The following is a 16,134-nucleotide window of genomic DNA, read 5'->3' on the forward strand; positions in this document are numbered from 1 at the left end:
TTTTTAATTCCCGTTAGCTAAAATCGTTGTGGTATCGGCCAAAACGCGGGCGCCAGGTTAGTGCCGTAAGGGGCTTTTGTCCGACAGTCTGCACAGTTCCTGGCTGCGTAACCATATCCCAGCAAAACGCCCATACGATTATATATACCATTCAGCAAAACTGTATCGCCCGTGCCTGTTAGCTGTTTCAGCCGGTATTGAAAGCTGACCTGCGGTTCAATCAGGATGGCGCCGCCCTTACACTCATCTGCAGTGGGTGGTGCTATATAATCCGGAACAAACAAGCCAGCGATAAAATTATTGACAAATACCCTTTTTGATTTTACACTCGATGCACTGACAAAGCCGATAACCGGCTTGCCCGGTTCGCTTAGGCAATGAATATTACTGGGCAATTCGGATGGCTGTGCATCAAATATGCTCCCTATCTCTTCCGTGTTCTTTTTCAGGTTTTCCCAGTAACTATATCCTGCTTCGGTAAGCGCATACTGACGCAGCAATAAGCTGTAGCCATGCGATATTTTACCCGATCCCTGGCTGATAAAGTCAAGCGGTTGGTGAAGGACCACATCCTGGGATAATTTTGTTGTAGTGGCGGTTAATATCTGTACCCCCGGATTCGAACGGTAGCATCCGTAAATTTTATCCTCCGGGGCCACGCGTAATTCCGGGTAACCATCACCACCGATCTTAAAATAGGACCGGGCGAATGCATGATATCCCCATGTTTCATCAAAATCCCAACGGTAATATCTCGTTTTATTGGCGGCATCGTGCGAGTTAACATAAAACTGTACACCATCATTCTGCACCTCGTAACTTACGCTGTCAATATCCGGCGTCTCCTTTGCTTCAACAAAATCAGAAAGGTACTCTTCGTTGCTGGCGGTCTTTACCCGTAAGCGGTATTTGGCATTGGTACCCAGGTAAAGCGGTGGCGATTGATACAAGCCGCCTCCGGCCTCTGTTAGCTGATATGAGCTATTGTTATCGCCTTCAATAGTCACTGTAGCGTTCAGCTCGCCCGACGGTTTGGCAATATCCGATAGTTTAACTGTCCTTGTCAATTTAATAAAGGTCGAGTCAGGCCCGGTATTGATCAGCCCTTCGATAACCAGGTAACTATCTTTAGAAACAATAGCCGGGCCTAAATAGGGCTTTTTACAGCCCCATGCCATAGCAATCGCTAAAATAAATACACTCGTTACCACTATTATACTTTTCATTTATCGGTCTATCCAAAACGACGGTCTTTTATTGCTGCCCCTTAACGTACAATCGGCACAGGCACGATCTTCCACGCCTGTATACCCTAATATCACGCTTCCCGGCGGTTGTATTACCCCGGTAACAAATATTTGCCCGGTATAGATAAAATCGCGTACAGGGGTAGTGGGCCGCCCGGCGCTGTCGTGGTCATGAAATAAGTAGCCCTTTTCGGTGCATTCACTTGCCGGAACGGGCCAGGTAGGCAACTCGCTGTTGTCAATATATATCCTTAACTGCGATGTCGATCCGGCACTGATATAGCCTATAACAGGTTCCGAAGGGTTTGTTATGCAATGTATATTACCTTGTAATTCGGATGGCTGCGCGTCAAATACACTACCCAACTGCTCGGTATTTTTTTTCAGGTTTTGCCAGTAATTAAAGCCTTCGGCGGTAAGTGCGTCCTGCTTTACCAATATGCTGTAACGGGTCCTCATTTTTTCGTCGCCGGTATTTACATAAGTGAGCTGGCTTTGCGATATCACGTCCTCTTTTAATTTGGCCGATGAACCCAGTATCACGTTAACCGAGCTGTCGTTTTTCCAGCATTGATATACATATTCATCCAGCGAGCGAAGGACAACGGTATCGAAAGGTACATGGACCAATTTAACCGTCGAAACGTAGTCAGCGTGAATGATGTAGGTTTCTATATAGCTCCATTTGTAATAGGTGGTTTTGTTTTCCGGGTCGTGCGTATTTACATAAAGCTTTACGCCTGTGTTATCCAAACGGTAAGTTATACTGTCAATAGGCGGCGAGTTTTTTACCGTTACAAAGTCCGAAGCATACTCCTTGCTATCCGGGGTCAGTACCCGCAGGCGGTATTTATTTGACGCACTTAAATTTAAAGCTACGGTTTTATAATACCCGTTACCATATGAAGGCAGACCATAGCTGCCGCCCGCGTCACTTTCTACCATCATGGTTGCATCGGTTACCGGTTCCGACCGCCTGGCCGAACCTAATGGAACAGTACGGCTTACCCGGATAATGGTCGAATCGGCGCCGGTATTGATGGTGCCTTCAACAACCAAAAACCCTGTAGCAGCGGTATCAGATGACGCAGCCGGGCCCAGGTAGGGTTTTTTACAACCGAACCAGGTTATTATTGTGAGTGATATGAAGATGACCTTTCTCATTCGTCTATCCAAAAACTCGGCCTTACATTAGTTCCCCTTAAAGTGCAGTCAACGCATTCAGGTACCGCAGCGCCATACCCTAATATATGGTTTGATCCAGGTGGCTCTATGGTGAAAATTCCCATATGAGCACCTGTATAAATATTGTCCTTAACTTCATTAATGACTTGACTCCCCTGGGGCCTGACAAACAAGTCTGTATCCAGTTTACAGCCGGTATAGGGGCTGTTTGTTATCCATGCCGGTAAATCCCTATTGTTAATGTAGATACGCTGCTGTGCCGAAGCGCCGGCTGTAATATATCCAAGCACAGGCTCCGCAGGGTTTGTGAGGCAGTGAATGTTCCCGGGCAGCTCCGATGGCTGCGCATCGAAAATGCTGCCTAATTGCTCCGTGTTTTTTTTCAGCTGTTGATAGTAATTAAATGCTTCCGGCGTCAACGCATATTGCTTTACCAAAATGCTATACCGGTCTTGCAGTTCTTCGGAACTCGACGGAATGAAGGCGATGGGATTTTGCGCTATCACGTCCTGTGTCAGTTTCGCCGATGAGTTGAGTAAAATAGTAGTAGCCTTGCTGCCACGGTAGCAAACATATATCTGGTCAGGCAGTATGCGGGGAAGCAAAGTATCCTGCGGGCTGGTTACTAAACGGAGGAACGAATAAAAAGCGCTATGAAACTGGTAGGTGCTTTCATACTCCCAGCGATAATATTTGGTATTGTTAGACGGGTCGTGCGTGTCAGCATATATCTCCACACCGTTATTCAGGATGCGGTAATATACGCTATCAATTGGCGGTGAGTTTTTAACTACAACAAAGTCAGACTGATAAGCTGTCCCATTCACGGTAGTGATCCTTAACCGGTATTTATTCAATGCACTTAAGTTCAGCGGCCCCGTTTTATAATACCCGTTACCATATGAAGGCAGACCATAGGTGCCACCCGCGTCGCTTTCTACCATCACGGTTGCATCGGTTACCGGTTCCGATCGCCTGGCCGAACCTAATGGAACAGTACGGCTTACCCGGATAATGGTCGAATCGGCGCCGGTGTTGATGGTACCTTCAACAACCAAAAACCCTGTCGCAGCGGTACCAGATGACGCAGCCGGGCCCAGGTAAGGTTTTTTACAACCGAACCAGGTTATTATTGTGAGTGATATGAAGATGACCTTTCTCATTCGTCTACCCAAAACGCCGGCTTTATATTTGTGCCTCTCAGGGTACAATCTACACATCCGGGTACCGAAGCTGTATAACCGTCTGGCTTGGGGGCACCCTGCGGCTGTATAACAAAAATCGGTATATGTACTCCTGTATAGATATATTCCTGCACTTCGTTAACAACGGTGCTACCCTGCGGCCGGGCAAACAGATCCGTATCCAGTTTGCAGCCGCTATAAGGGCTGTCCGTAAGCCATGCCGGCAGATCCCTGTTCCTGATATACATGCGCAACTGGGTCGGAGCGCCTGCCGTAATGTACCCAAGCACTGGTTCCGACGGGTTTGTCAGGCAGTGAATATTCCCGGGCAATTCGGATGGCTGCGCATCGAAAATACTACCCAGTTGCTCACTGTTTTTCTTCAATTGCTGGAAATAGCTAAATGCACCGGGAGTTAAGGCGTATTGTTTTACCAGGATACTATAGCGGCTCTCTAACTCTTCGGCATTCGATGCGATAAAGGCAATAGGGTTTTGTGTGATCACATCCTGCGATAGTTTAGCGGATGAATTGATCAGGATCGTACTCGACTTATTGCCGCGGTAGCATACGTATATATGCTCTGGTATAGTACGGCCCAATACGGTGTCTTGCGGGGTGGTCACCAACTTGAGGAACGAGTTGAAGGCACTGTGATACTGGTAAGTGCTTTCATACTCCCAGCGGTAATATTTGGTACTGTTGGTCGGGTCGTGCGTATCGGCGTATATCTCCACGCCGTTATTCAGGATGCGGTAATAAACACTGTCAATAGGCGGCGAATTCCTGGCTTCTATCAGGTCCGACTCGTAAGTTTTTCCCGTCGCCGTCGTTATCCTCAGGCGGTATTTGTTGGATGAACTTAAACCTAAGGGCCCTGCTTTATAATACCCGTTGCCTGCATCGGGTAAGCCGTAAGTGGCGCCCGCATCGCTTTCTATTATCACCATGGCATTCAGTTCAGGCGTCGATCGTTGCGAAGAAGAAACCTTCACCGTACGGCTCAGCCTGATTATAGTCGAATCATTGCCGGTGTTGATAATGCCTTCCACAACCAGGTAATTACTATCCGTGGTTATAGCAACCGGCTGGTAAGGCTTTTTGCAACCCCACCACACCAGTAAAATAGTTAGTGTATAAATTATTTTCTTCATTATTTCCAAAAATCAGGCTTTTGTGTTTTTCCGTTCAGGTGATACCGGCAATTCACGCAATCGTAATAGCCAACGGGCACACTGTAGGTGCTGTCCTTCGCTATCGGGTCATATCCGGTCATTATCGGGCCCAGCGGTATAAAAACGCTGTCTGCCAGTTCAGCCGGTACATTTTCCTTCTTTTTCCAGCCCAAACCGGTTGGTTTGCATTGCGGAGGGTCGAAAGGCCAGGCCGGCAATTCGGTACGGTCAATAAATATCCTTTTTTTCGAAATGGTGCCTGCGCTTATGTACCCGATAACGGGTTCTTTAGGGTCGGATGCGCAATGCAGGTTACCGACTATTCCCGAAGGCTGTGCATCGAAGATGGTGCCCAACTGCTCCGTATTTTTTTTCAGCAACGTCCAAAACTCGTAGGCTTTTTGAGTAAGCGCATATTGCCGTACGATTATACTATACCGGTAATAGATCTTTTCCGAGCTTGATGATATTTGCGTTATAGGATTATCGTTTATCACATCCTCGCGAAGCTTTGCCGACGAATTCAAAATAACCGTAGTTGAATTGAGGCTTACATAACAGGTATGTATCAATTCAGACGGTTTTCGGCTGATGACACGATTTGCAAAATAAAAGGGGTACGGGATATATTTATAAAGCGAAACCAGCGGGGTAAGAAATAAATAGGTCTCTGTATAATCCCACCGGTAAAAGTGTGTTTTGTTTGCCGGGTCGTGCGCGTTGGTAAAAAAACTAAGCCCGTCGGCGGTTACATCATATCTGAGCGTATCTATCGGCGGTGTCACCATAACTGGTTCAAAATCGGACTCATACGTGCGGCCGTCAGCTGTCCTGATCAGCAATTTATACTTGCGGTTGTTATCCAGGTTCAAAGGCGCCGATGCGTATCTGCCGCTGTCTGTTTGGGTAAGCGAATAGCTTACACCCTGGTCGCTTTGTACAGTTACTGTCGCGCCCCATTCCGGATGGTGAGTATTCTTTTGGCCTATATTTACTGACCGGGTTAGTGTTATCACTGTTGAATCTTGCCCGGCCGCTATTATACCCTCAACCACCAGGTAATTATTTGGCGCCGTAACGGCAGGAGGGCTGTAAGGCTTTTTGCAGGCAGCCAACATCATTGCCGAAACAGTCATCACGTATATGTAGCCCCGGGGTTCCATTTTCAGAAACGGATGTTATAGTTGATAAATGGTATAGGCCTGGCGAATATGGACAACTGGTAACCGTTTATTGCACCTCCCTGTTCCTGGAAGAAGGTGGAATAGGCGTTTGCACGACCGGTAAGGTTGTAAACCCCGATAGACCAGGAATTATGTGTTAGCTGGTGTACCTTGTGGTTGCCTTCGATGTTCATGGAAAGGTCGGTCCTGAAGTAATCCGGTATCCGGTAAGCGTTCCTGTCTGAATAATATACCCTTTCCGCTCCGCCATATTCATACTTTGCAATAGGCAGCGTAATAGGGCGCCCGGTGCTGTAGGTAAGATCCACCGATACGCTGAACCTGTGGCTAAACCGGTAGTTGCCATTAAAGTTGAAATTATGCGGCTTATCGTAATTTGCGGGGTACCAGTTGCCGTTGTTGATCAGTTCGCCGGCTGTCGGGTCATCCTGTTTCAGGAAAGTGCGCGAGTAGGTATAGCTAACCCAACCGTTTGATTTACCCGCCGTTTTGCGAACCAGGAACTCGATCCCGTAAGCCTTGCCCTTAGTATTCACCACGTCCCGTTCGATGTGCTGGTTAAGCAAAAGCGTGGCGCCGCTTTTATAGTCCAGGTAATCGTCTATCTTTTTATAGTAAACCTCAACCGAGGTCTCAATCGTGTTCGATTTCGCATTGCGGTATAAACCAAGTGATACCTGCTGCCCAAACTGCGGCTTAACATTAGGATCGCTCAGTTTATAGGTGTCGGTAGGTGAGATAGCTGTGGTGTTTGACAACAGGTGAATGTATTGCCTTAACGTATTGTAAGCTGCCTTTACCGAGATATCGTCCGTTAAATTGTAACGTGCCGATACTCTTATTTCGGGCCCTTTATAAGTTTTCATCACCTTGTTTTTACCATAAGTGACACTGTCGAGCACGTTCACGCTTTCTTTTGGCAGGTTAGGGGCATACCTGTCCACGGTTGCCGGGCCAAGCGACGCATATAGCGAATACCTGATACCCGCGCTGATGGAAAGATCCTGTGTTATATCATATTTATCGCCGAGGTAAAGAGCGCTTTCCAACGCCTGCTCCTGCGGAACCACCTGCGAAATAACCAGCGATTTTTCGCCGTTAGCTTCCTCATCACCGGGGTTCAGCTTATAATATATACCACTCAAACCAAAATCAACCGTATGCTTGGGGTTAGGGTAATAAGTGAAGTCGGTTTTGAAATTGCTTTGATTAACGCCGAACTTAAGCTTGTAGGCGTCCACCGGGTTTGCGCTGCTTGTGATGCTGTAATCGTAATGATCGACGCCGGCCATTATCACACTGTAGAGTTTGTTGCTGAAGTTGTGCTTCCATTTGATGTTGGCGTTTTTGTTGCTGTACGCATAGGCCGTATCGCTGTTCAGCCTGAACTTGTCCTGGCTCCAGTAACCCATCAGGTAAATGGTGTTTTTATCGTTTATCTGGTGGCTTATCCCCAGGTTAAGGTCGTAGAAGGAGGCGGAGCTATGTTTGTAGGCCTCGGGCAGTAAATGAAGCAGCCAGTCGGAATAGGTAGTACGGCCACCGAAAATAAAGGAAGTTTTATCCTTGATTATCGGGCCCTCCACGGCGAGCCGGCTTGTAAGCAGACCGATACCTGCCGAACCGGCAAACTTCTTTTTATTGCCTTCCCTGTCGGTAACATCCAGAACTGACGACAGGCGGCCTCCGTATTTCTCGGGGATGGTACTTTTATACAGCTCGATGTTTTTTACGATGTCGGGGTCAAAGGCCGAGAAAAAGCCGAAAAAGTGCGACGGATTATAAATGGTGGCATCATTGAAAAGGATCAGGTTCTGATCGGCGGCGCCGCCGCGTACGTTGAAACCTGTGGTCGCTTCGCCGACCGATTGTACGCCCGGCAAAGTGAGTACCACCCGCAACACGTCAGCCTCGCCAAAGGCCGTCGGAATTTGCTTGATGCTGCGGATGTCGAGCTTGTTGACACCCATTTGGGTGCTTTTCACATTAGCTACCTTTTCTGCCGATATCTGCACCTCTTTCAGCGAGGTAACCTGTTCCTGCATTTCTATGTTCAGTTTGCCGTCCGAATAAAGGATGATCCTGCGCCGGGTGTCTTTCATACCCAGCCCTTTGACGATCAGGGTTATCCTTCCGCGCGGCATGGTAAGCGAATAATACCCAAACTGGTCAGTAGCGGTACCTACCCTTGTATCCGGGTTGTAAATGCTGGCCCCGATGATGGCCTCGCCGGTTTTTATATTGCGCACGTAACCTGCCAGTGTCGAATTGCCAGGTTTAATGGTGTTGGTGCGTATGCCGATGGTGTATAACTTGTTTTCCGTAGTTGCTTCCGGTACTTTCGTCTGCTTTTCTTCGGTGTAATCGGTTACGGCAGCTGTTGCCGGGGCAGTAGCCTGCTCCGTATTGAAGAAACCCGGTGCCAGCGTCGCACTCACCTGGCGGCCTTTGGTCAGAAATACAAACTGGTCCCTGATGGTATAATGAAAATCTGTTTTTTCAAAAGCCATGTTCAGCACGGCCTCAAGCGTTTTGCCGGTTGCTTCAACTGTAACCTTCAGGCTGTCAAACTGCGGCGGGTTGTAATAGAAATGATAGCCGGTCTTCGACTCCAGGTCCTTTACCACCTGCTCTATATTCGCCTGCTGAAAGTTGACACTGATCGTTTTTTTATTTGCATCCTGTGCCGTGGCCAGTTTGAAAATAAGTGCAAAGCACAAGCTTAAGAAGTAAACTTTTTTCATCAGAATGATTATTCGTTCAATAATTTGAGTTTGGTGATGTCTTTTGGGTAGCGGTTATAACTTATCATAGTAGGAAGCAACTGTTGCCATGACACCTTCGGGGTCGCGGCGGAACTTCAGGTTGTTGTCCTTCATATATTTTTGTATCAGGGCTTTCTTGTCTTTCATCACGTCCAGGAATGAGCCCTGGCCGCTTACTTTGTAATAGGTGTTCCCTTTTCGCATGTAGTACGAGTGGTTTTCGAGGAAGTAGGTTTCGAGTGTTGCACTGATATTGGTAGAGTTTTGGATCGTCTTTACCCTTTTAGCCAGCACTTCCACTTTATCGCCATTGTACAACTGGTCGTAAAACCCCGTTGTTATGCCCGATTTGTCGTTAACCAGTGAATCGGCATTTACACGGACAAAGCGATGCCCCGAGAAGCTGAAATCGTGAACACGGTCTTCCAGCAAGGTGTACGCGGTAAAATGGTTATATAACAATACCACCAGTTTGTCCTTGTAAATGTCGTACATCATTGGCACGCCTTTGTATAGCAAGCCGTCGTATGTTACCTCGCCGGTGGCCCAGGTCTCGGCATCCAGCGGAAAGAGTGCATTACCCTTTATGCTCCTGTCGTAAGGAAAGTACTCCATACCATTATATAAGCGCGACTGCTGACCAATTGCGAGGTAAAAGTTGGAGACGAGCTGATCTTTTGCGCTTTTAAGATTTACACTATCACTCAGGGGGCCCTGGCCAAATAATTTACCGGTCAGGAAAACACAGGCGAAGAGTAAAAACGTTTGTTTGGAAAAGGTTTTTTTCATGCGACAATAGTTACTTTAGGCTAATGGAACCGGAAAGTACGGCACTTCCCTTTAGAAATCAAGACGTTTCGCGAAAAACATACCAATACGTCCTGTTTCAGAAATGAAATATACTAAAAAATTAGTTAATCCAAATTTTATCGAAAAAAAATTACATGCAGGGCAACAAAAAAGCCCCGGAATATTCCGGGGCTTTTCATATTATAAGTGAAATTTTACTTTAGAGCTTACGCTTAACTTCCACATTTTCGTAGGCTTCAACTATGTCGCCTACTTCAATGTTGTTGTAGTTCAATATATTCAAACCGCACTCATAACCTGCGTTAACTTCCTTCACGTCATCTTTGAAGCGTTTTAACGAGGCTAGTTCGCCGGTGAAAACAACCACGCCTTCGCGAATTACGCGTATCTTGCTGTTCCGGGTTATCTTGCCGTCGAGCACCATACAACCTGCAATGGTACCAACCTTGCTGATCTTGAAGGTTTCGCGTATTTCGACATTGGCAACTATCTTCTCTTCGAATGTCGGTGCAAGCATGCCCTCCATAGCGGCCTTTATCTCGTTGATAGCATCGTAGATGATGGAGTAAAGCCTGATGTCGATCTGTTCCTGCTCGGCCAGTTTACGCGCACCGCCTGACGGGCGCACCTGGAAACCGATGATGATAGCATCCGAAGCCGAAGCAAGCAGTACGTCCGATTCGGATATCTGGCCAACGGCTTTGGATATAATGTTAACCTGTATCTGCTCGGTCGATAATTTCAGCAACGAGTCTGACAGGGCCTCTATCGAACCGTCAACGTCACCTTTTACAATGATGTTCAGTTCCTTAAAGTTACCCACTGCCAAACGGCGGCCGATCTCATCCAGCGTGATATGTTTCTGTGTACGCAGGCCTTGTTCGCGCTGCAATTGCATACGCTTGTTGGCTATCTCGCGTGCCTCAACCTCGCTTTCAAGCGAGTTGAATTTATCGCCCGCAGTTGGCGCACCCTGCATGCCCAGCACCTGTATCGGTGTCGATGGCCCTGCCTGGTCAACACGCTGGCCGCGTTCGTTGGTCAATGCTTTTACACGCCCGCTGTAGCAGCCTGCCAATATCGGGTCGCCCACTCTAAGCGTACCGGCCTGCACCAATACAGTGGTTACTATGCCGCGGCCCTTATCCAGCGCTGCTTCTATGACCGTACCAATGGCCCGTTTGTTCGGGTTAGCGGTCAGTTCAAGCAATTCGGCCTCAAGCAATACTTTTTCGAGCAGTTTATCTACGTTAAGTCCTGTCTTCGCTGATATCTCCTGCGACTGGTATTTGCCTCCCCATTCCTCCACCAGGATATTCATTTGCGAAAGCTGTTCGCGAATCTTGTCGGTATTGGCTCCCGGTTTATCTATCTTGTTAAAGGCAAATATCATTGGTGCACCTGCTGCCTGGGCGTGGTTAATAGCCTCGCGTGTTTGAGGCATCACGCTGTCGTCAGCAGCAATAACGATGATCACAATATCTGTTACCTGGGCGCCCCTGGCACGCATAGCGGTAAACGCTTCGTGGCCCGGTGTATCCAGGAAGGTGATCTTGCCTTTATTTTCGGGCAGGGTCACTTCGTATGCGCCTATATGCTGGGTTATGCCCCCGGCCTCACCGGCTATTACATTTGTTTTGCGTATAAAATCGAGCAGCGATGTTTTACCATGATCGACGTGACCCATGATAGTTACTATCGGTGCACGCGGCTTCAGGTCCTTCGGATCATCCGGGGTATCCAGGTTGGCCTCTTCATCCTGCGGTTTAACAAACTCAACCTGGTAGCCAAATTCGTCGGCCACAATGGCCAGGGTCTCAGCATCCAGCCTTTGGTTGATGGATACGAACATACCCAGGCTCATACAGGTGGATATGATCTGCGTAACCGGAACGTCCATCATCGAGGCCAGTTCGTTTGCCGTAACAAACTCGGTAACCTTTAATACTTTGGATTGCAGTTCCTGTTCCAGTGCCAGCTCTTCTGCCGAAGCAGCAACATCGTCACGTTTTTGCCTGCGGAACTTGGCCCGCTGTGCAAATTTGCCCGATTTACCTGCGCCGCTTAAGCGTGCAAGCGTTGCCTTGATCTGGTCCTGTATCTCTTTTTCTGATGGTTCTTCCTTTGGCGTTCCCGGAGCAGCGTTCCTGTTCCTGAAATCACCGCGCCCGTTTCCACCCGGGCCCGCGCCACGGTTGCCGGCAAAGCCGCCCGGACGGTTTTGACCGCCCCCGCCTTGCTGCGGATTCTGGCCATTGCCGGGTCCGCCACCCTGCGGATGGTCCTTGCGTTTTCTTTTGCGCTTATGGTCGGCTGCATTACCCGCCGTGTTCGACGACGAGGCAACCGGCTGGTTTCTGCGAGAAGGGTCGACAGGCAGTTGTATCTTACCTACCACGTTCGGCCCGGTAAGCTTGGCCGCTTTTGCCCGTATTACGTCATCCTCTTCCGGTTGTTCAACAACAGGTTTCGGTGCCGGTGGCGGTGTTACCGCAGCCGGCGGTTTTATTTCTTCCTTCGTCTCTTTTACAGGCTCAGGTTTCGGAGCTTCCGGCTTAGGTTCAATTTTAACCTCCGGTTCCGGTTCTTTTTTTGCAACTACTGCCGGTTCCTCTTTCTTTTCAGGCTGAGGGGCAGGTGCATCCAGGTCGATCTTACCAATAACTTTAACGCCCGGCAAAGTAACCTCGGCCCGTTCTTCAGCCTTCGGCTGTTCGGTCTTTGGTTTTTCAACCGGCGGTACAAAATTGGTTACGCCTTTTATCAGGATCTCTTCGTTCTCGAAATCCCTCGACCGGCGCGGCGCCTCATTAGGTTTTTCAGGGACAAAGCCAGGCTCGTCCTTACGGATCTTCCCGATAGCGATCTGCTTGGCTTCTTCCTTGATGATTTTGTCGGCCGAAAATTCCTTGAGCAGGGCATTGTACATATCACCGTCCAATTTGGCCATAGGGTGCTTATCTACTTTAAAGCCCTTGGTAGCCAAAAAATCGACAATGGTACCCATACCAATGTTCAGTTCCTTTACTGCCTTTATTAATTTTATGGATTTGTCGTCTGACATTAAATACTTCTTTTCTCTTTTGTTTTTTGCAAAAATACGATTTTAATTTTGCTTATCCTGTTTATTCGAACTCTGCCTGCAGAATTGCCATCACTTCTTTAATGGTTTCTTCTTCCAGGTCGGTACGTTTTACCAGTTCTCCAACCGATAATGCCAATACCGATTTTGCCGTATCCAAACCGATGCGTTTAAATTCATCGATTATCCAGCCGTCGATCTCGTCTGAGAATTCTTCGATATCCACATCCTCATCCTGTTCGTCCGCCTCGCGGTAAACGTCTATCTCATAGCCGGTTAGTTTACCAGCCAGTTTGATATTGTGTCCGCCGCGACCGATAGCCAGGGATACCTGGTCGGGTTTTAGGTACACCGCTGCCGTTTTTTTCTCGTCATCCAGTTTGATGGATGTGATCTTGGCAGGCGATAAAGCACGCTGAATATACAACTGCAAATTATTCGTATAGTTAATTACGTCTATATTTTCATTTTTTAGTTCGCGAACGATACCGTGTATGCGCGATCCCTTCATACCTACGCAGGCGCCCACCGGATCGATACGGTCATCATACGATTCTACAGCAACTTTCGCCCTTTCGCCCGGTTCGCGTACTATCTTTTTAATGGTGATCAATCCGTCGAATATTTCAGGTACTTCCAGTTCGAACAAACGCTGCAGGAAATCAGGCGCGGTACGCGATATGATGATCTTAGGGTTGCTGTTCAGCATATCAACCTTGCTAACCACCGCTTTCACGCTGTCGCCTTTTTTGAAATAATCCGCAGGTATCTGTTCCGATTTTGGAAGCAACAATTCGTTACCCTCATCATCAAGCACCAGGGTTTCTTTTTTCCAAACCTGGTAAACCTCGCCGGTAACTATCTCACCAACACGGTCCTTATATTTCTTGAATATCTCATCTTTTTCAAGCTCAAGTATCTTCGATACCAGTGTCTGGCGTGCCGCTAATATCGCGCGGCGACCAAAACTTTCCAGTGTTATCTGTTCCACAAACTCATCGCCCACTTCCAGGTCCTCATCAACCTTATGTGCTTCGGCCAGTTCTATTTCCAGGTCGTCATCCTCCGAAAAACCGTCTTCCATAACGGTACGGGTGCGCCAAATTTCAAGGTCACCGTTGTCGGTGTTTACGATCACGTCGCAATTTTCGTCGGTGCCATACTTTTTCCTGATCATGCTTCTGAATACATCCTCAAGCACGCTCATCATCGTCGGGCGGTCAATGTTTTTGAAATCTTTAAATTCCTGGAAGGAATCGATCAAATTAATATTGCTCATTTTGCATTGAAATTATTTGTTTTTTTAACTGTAATGCAGCTATCATGAGCTTGTTTATTAAGCGGCCGCTCATGATGGTTTCTTACTTAAATGATATTACAACTTTTGTTTCTGTTATTTGTCCCATCGGGATAACGCTTTCAATCTGTTCAGCTTTTTCCCCTTTTTCTTTTTTTGTCTCCTCAATTACAATGGCATCTTCCGTTAGCCCGGTAAGTGTACCTTCCCGTTTGCTTCCATCGGCCATTTTCAGTGCCAGCGTCCTGCCCACGTTCTTCACAAACTGGCGCGGCATGGTAAGCGGCAGATCGATACCCGGCGACGATACCTCGAGGTTATAGGCCGTCTCTATCACATTTTCCTCTTCCAAATGAAAGCCTACATGCCTGCTTATCGCTACACAATCGGCAATGCCTATCCCTTTATCGCCATCTACCAGTATCACCAGTTTGCCATTGGGCAGCATTTTCACGCTCACCACAAACAGGTCGGGCCGGTCGGCTATTTTCTCTTCAACAAGTTCTGATACTCTCTTTTCGATATCCATTGCCGGCTTTCTCTTTCGACAGGGTTTGACATTGGTAAAATAAAAGAGGGGGCTCCGGCCCCCTCGCATTCTTTAAATTACGGTGCAAATATAGGAAATATTATTTAAAAATCAAGGGCTTTAATACCTAAAAAGCAAATCTTTATGGGTTGCCCCGCCTGTGCCTTTCTTTTTCTGAACATATTGCCAGGCATCCTTCGAACCACTATAATTATAATGCCTCAAAAAATAGGTTTTCCCTTTTGCGAAGGGGGTATCAGGCGTAAACATTACCAAACTATCCTGTATGTTATAATGGCCGGGCTGCGCGTTTTGAAAGTCCTTCATATCGGTATCCTGTGGCATACGGTAAACCGGCAATAAGCTTTGCCACACCTGGTCGCTGGTATCCCGGCCTATTTCATTGATAATGGCCCTGTCAAAGCCTGAAATTTTGAGCGAATGATGGTCGCCTGTCAGTGCTATCACAACATCCCTGTCGCGGGGCTTACTACCACAGCCCATGCAGATCAATACCAAAAGCAAAAAACGGGGTCTCATTTTATAACGCTAAGATAGCAAGGAATAAATGGTTATGACAAAAAGGCATTTCAATAACTTAAAGTAATGGGGCATCAGCACAAACAATTTGCCCTGCCGAAAGCCTATCCTCAATTTTGTGGCACTCAATAATTAACAAAATGGATGCTCATTACACCAAAACGGCCGGATTTAAATTTGCAATGAATCCCGCTGCCCGCAAAATAATTTTTCTTTCGGTTGCATTTTTATGCTTTTTCCCGTTTGTCAATCCCCCATTGGCATTATTACTTGGAATTATATTAGCACAGATTATCGAACACCCGTTTGCGCAGGCAAGTCACAAAGCAACGGGGTGGCTGCTCAAAATAGCCGTCGTGGGCTTAGGATTTGGTATGAATATCCACAGCGCTATAAGCGCGGGCCGAAGCGGGTTTTTATTTACATCCGTATCCATCATCAGCGTGTTATCGGTGGGCCTGGTAGCCGGGCGCCTGATGAAGATAGATAAAAAAACATCCTTCCTTATTTCGGCAGGAACGGCCATCTGCGGCGGCAGCGCAATAGCGGCCTTATCGCCTGTTATACAGGCAAAAGAAAAACAGATAAGCGTGGCTATGGGAACTATTTTCATCCTCAATTCCATCGCCCTGTTCCTTTTCCCGCCGATAGGGCATAAGCTTCACTTGTCTCAAAACCAATTTGGCTTGTGGTGCGCCATTGCCATACACGATACCAGTTCGGTTGTAGGGGCCGCCTCGCACTACGGGCAGCAGGCTTTACAGGTAGCAACCACAGTGAAACTGGCGCGCGCCCTCTGGATAATACCGGTAGCCTTTCTTACTTCGGCGCTGTTCAAAACGGGGAGCAGCAAGATAAGCATACCTTATTTTATCGGTTTATTTGTCTTTGCCATGCTCGTAAATACCTATGTTCCTTTTATAAAACCGGCAATACCTTATATTACTTCGGTGTCCAAAACCGGGCTTACACTTACCTTGTTTTTGATAGGCACCAGCTTGTCATTCAAAACCCTGAAGGCAGTCGGGTTAGTGCCTTTGCTGCAAGGCGTTTTGCTTTGGGGACTTATTTCAGTAACATCACTATGGGTGATTATAACGTTTTCCTGAAGGAAGGCGTAATACCACTTAGCCGAC

12 protein-coding genes are annotated in these 16,134 nt (G+C 47.5%); 1 reads left to right on the plus strand and 11 read right to left on the minus strand.

Going from position 1 to position 16,134, the window contains the following annotated elements; genetic code table 11:
- Positions 1–17: 17 nt before the first annotated feature.
- The 11 genes from FRZ54_RS01900 to FRZ54_RS01950 all read right to left on the minus strand — a co-directional run bounded on the left by FRZ54_RS01900 (position 18) and on the right by FRZ54_RS01950 (position 14,998).
- Positions 18–1,226 (minus strand): DUF4249 domain-containing protein, encoded by a 1,209-nt coding sequence (locus tag FRZ54_RS01900; protein ID WP_147029963.1) that lies wholly within the window; start codon positions 1,224–1,226, stop codon positions 18–20.
- Entirely contained in the window at positions 1,227–2,411 is a 1,185-nt protein-coding gene (locus FRZ54_RS01905) for a DUF4249 domain-containing protein (RefSeq protein WP_147029964.1), read from the minus strand.
- On the minus strand, positions 2,408–3,595 hold the full coding sequence (locus tag FRZ54_RS01910; RefSeq protein WP_187359722.1) for a DUF4249 domain-containing protein: 1,188 nt from the start codon (positions 3,593–3,595) through the stop codon (positions 2,408–2,410). Before FRZ54_RS01910 ends, FRZ54_RS01905 begins: the two co-directional genes overlap by 4 nt.
- Entirely contained in the window at positions 3,592–4,770 is a 1,179-nt protein-coding gene (locus FRZ54_RS01915; RefSeq protein ID WP_147029966.1) for a DUF4249 domain-containing protein, read from the minus strand. The genes FRZ54_RS01910 and FRZ54_RS01915 overlap by 4 nt, the downstream gene beginning before the upstream one ends.
- Positions 4,770–5,927 (minus strand): DUF4249 domain-containing protein, encoded by a 1,158-nt coding sequence (locus tag FRZ54_RS01920; RefSeq protein WP_187359723.1) that lies wholly within the window; start codon positions 5,925–5,927, stop codon positions 4,770–4,772. Before FRZ54_RS01920 ends, FRZ54_RS01915 begins: the two co-directional genes overlap by 1 nt.
- Positions 5,928–5,956: 29 nt before the next feature.
- Positions 5,957–8,719: a TonB-dependent receptor gene (locus FRZ54_RS01925; RefSeq protein ID WP_147029968.1), complete on the minus strand. Its 2,763-nt coding sequence runs from the start codon at positions 8,717–8,719 to the stop codon at positions 5,957–5,959.
- A gap of 54 nt (positions 8,720–8,773) precedes the next feature.
- The gene (locus FRZ54_RS01930; protein WP_147029969.1) at positions 8,774–9,529 is read right to left on the minus strand and encodes a hypothetical protein; all 756 of its coding nucleotides are present in this window, start codon (positions 9,527–9,529) and stop codon (positions 8,774–8,776) included.
- A gap of 220 nt (positions 9,530–9,749) precedes the next feature.
- The gene (infB, locus tag FRZ54_RS01935) at positions 9,750–12,614 is read right to left on the minus strand and encodes a translation initiation factor IF-2 (protein ID WP_147029970.1); all 2,865 of its coding nucleotides are present in this window, start codon (positions 12,612–12,614) and stop codon (positions 9,750–9,752) included.
- A 61-nt stretch (positions 12,615–12,675) separates the two neighbouring features.
- The gene (nusA, locus tag FRZ54_RS01940; RefSeq protein ID WP_147029971.1) at positions 12,676–13,911 is read right to left on the minus strand and encodes a transcription termination factor NusA; all 1,236 of its coding nucleotides are present in this window, start codon (positions 13,909–13,911) and stop codon (positions 12,676–12,678) included.
- Positions 13,912–13,993: 82 nt separating this feature from the next.
- Positions 13,994–14,458, minus strand: a complete 465-nt coding sequence (rimP, locus tag FRZ54_RS01945) for a ribosome assembly cofactor RimP (RefSeq protein ID WP_147029972.1) — start codon at positions 14,456–14,458, stop codon at positions 13,994–13,996.
- 120 nt (positions 14,459–14,578) lie between these two features.
- Positions 14,579–14,998: a hypothetical protein gene (locus FRZ54_RS01950; RefSeq protein WP_147029973.1), complete on the minus strand. Its 420-nt coding sequence runs from the start codon at positions 14,996–14,998 to the stop codon at positions 14,579–14,581.
- A 140-nt stretch (positions 14,999–15,138) separates the two neighbouring features.
- On the opposite strand from FRZ54_RS01950, the gene FRZ54_RS01955 reads away from it, so the two are divergent.
- On the plus strand, positions 15,139–16,107 hold the full coding sequence (locus FRZ54_RS01955; protein WP_228462603.1) for a YeiH family protein: 969 nt from the start codon (positions 15,139–15,141) through the stop codon (positions 16,105–16,107).
- Positions 16,108–16,134: the final 27 nt, after the last annotated feature.

The organism is Mucilaginibacter ginsenosidivorans, from assembly GCF_007971025.1.
Taxonomy (GTDB): Bacteria; Bacteroidota; Bacteroidia; order Sphingobacteriales; family Sphingobacteriaceae; genus Mucilaginibacter; species Mucilaginibacter ginsenosidivorans.

What these genes read in the sequence shown, in the direction of transcription:
- FRZ54_RS01910 (WP_187359722.1), bottom strand. Translation starts at nt 3,595, where the DNA reads ATGAGAAAGGTCATCTTCATATCACTCACAATAATAACCTGGTTCGGT.
- FRZ54_RS01955 (WP_228462603.1), top strand. Translation starts at nt 15,139, where the DNA reads ATGGATGCTCATTACACCAAAACGGCCGGATTTAAATTTGCAATGAAT.
- FRZ54_RS01905 (WP_147029964.1), bottom strand. Translation starts at nt 2,411, where the DNA reads ATGAGAAAGGTCATCTTCATATCACTCACAATAATAACCTGGTTCGGT.
- FRZ54_RS01950 (WP_147029973.1), bottom strand. Translation starts at nt 14,998, where the DNA reads ATGAGACCCCGTTTTTTGCTTTTGGTATTGATCTGCATGGGCTGTGGT.
- infB (WP_147029970.1), bottom strand. Translation starts at nt 12,614, where the DNA reads ATGTCAGACGACAAATCCATAAAATTAATAAAGGCAGTAAAGGAACTG.
- FRZ54_RS01915 (WP_147029966.1), bottom strand. Translation starts at nt 4,770, where the DNA reads ATGAAGAAAATAATTTATACACTAACTATTTTACTGGTGTGGTGGGGT.
- FRZ54_RS01920 (WP_187359723.1), bottom strand. Translation starts at nt 5,927, where the DNA reads ATGACTGTTTCGGCAATGATGTTGGCTGCCTGCAAAAAGCCTTACAGC.
- FRZ54_RS01900 (WP_147029963.1), bottom strand. Translation starts at nt 1,226, where the DNA reads ATGAAAAGTATAATAGTGGTAACGAGTGTATTTATTTTAGCGATTGCT.
- FRZ54_RS01930 (WP_147029969.1), bottom strand. Translation starts at nt 9,529, where the DNA reads ATGAAAAAAACCTTTTCCAAACAAACGTTTTTACTCTTCGCCTGTGTT.
- rimP (WP_147029972.1), bottom strand. Translation starts at nt 14,458, where the DNA reads ATGGATATCGAAAAGAGAGTATCAGAACTTGTTGAAGAGAAAATAGCC.
- nusA (WP_147029971.1), bottom strand. Translation starts at nt 13,911, where the DNA reads ATGAGCAATATTAATTTGATCGATTCCTTCCAGGAATTTAAAGATTTC.
- FRZ54_RS01925 (WP_147029968.1), bottom strand. Translation starts at nt 8,719, where the DNA reads ATGAAAAAAGTTTACTTCTTAAGCTTGTGCTTTGCACTTATTTTCAAA.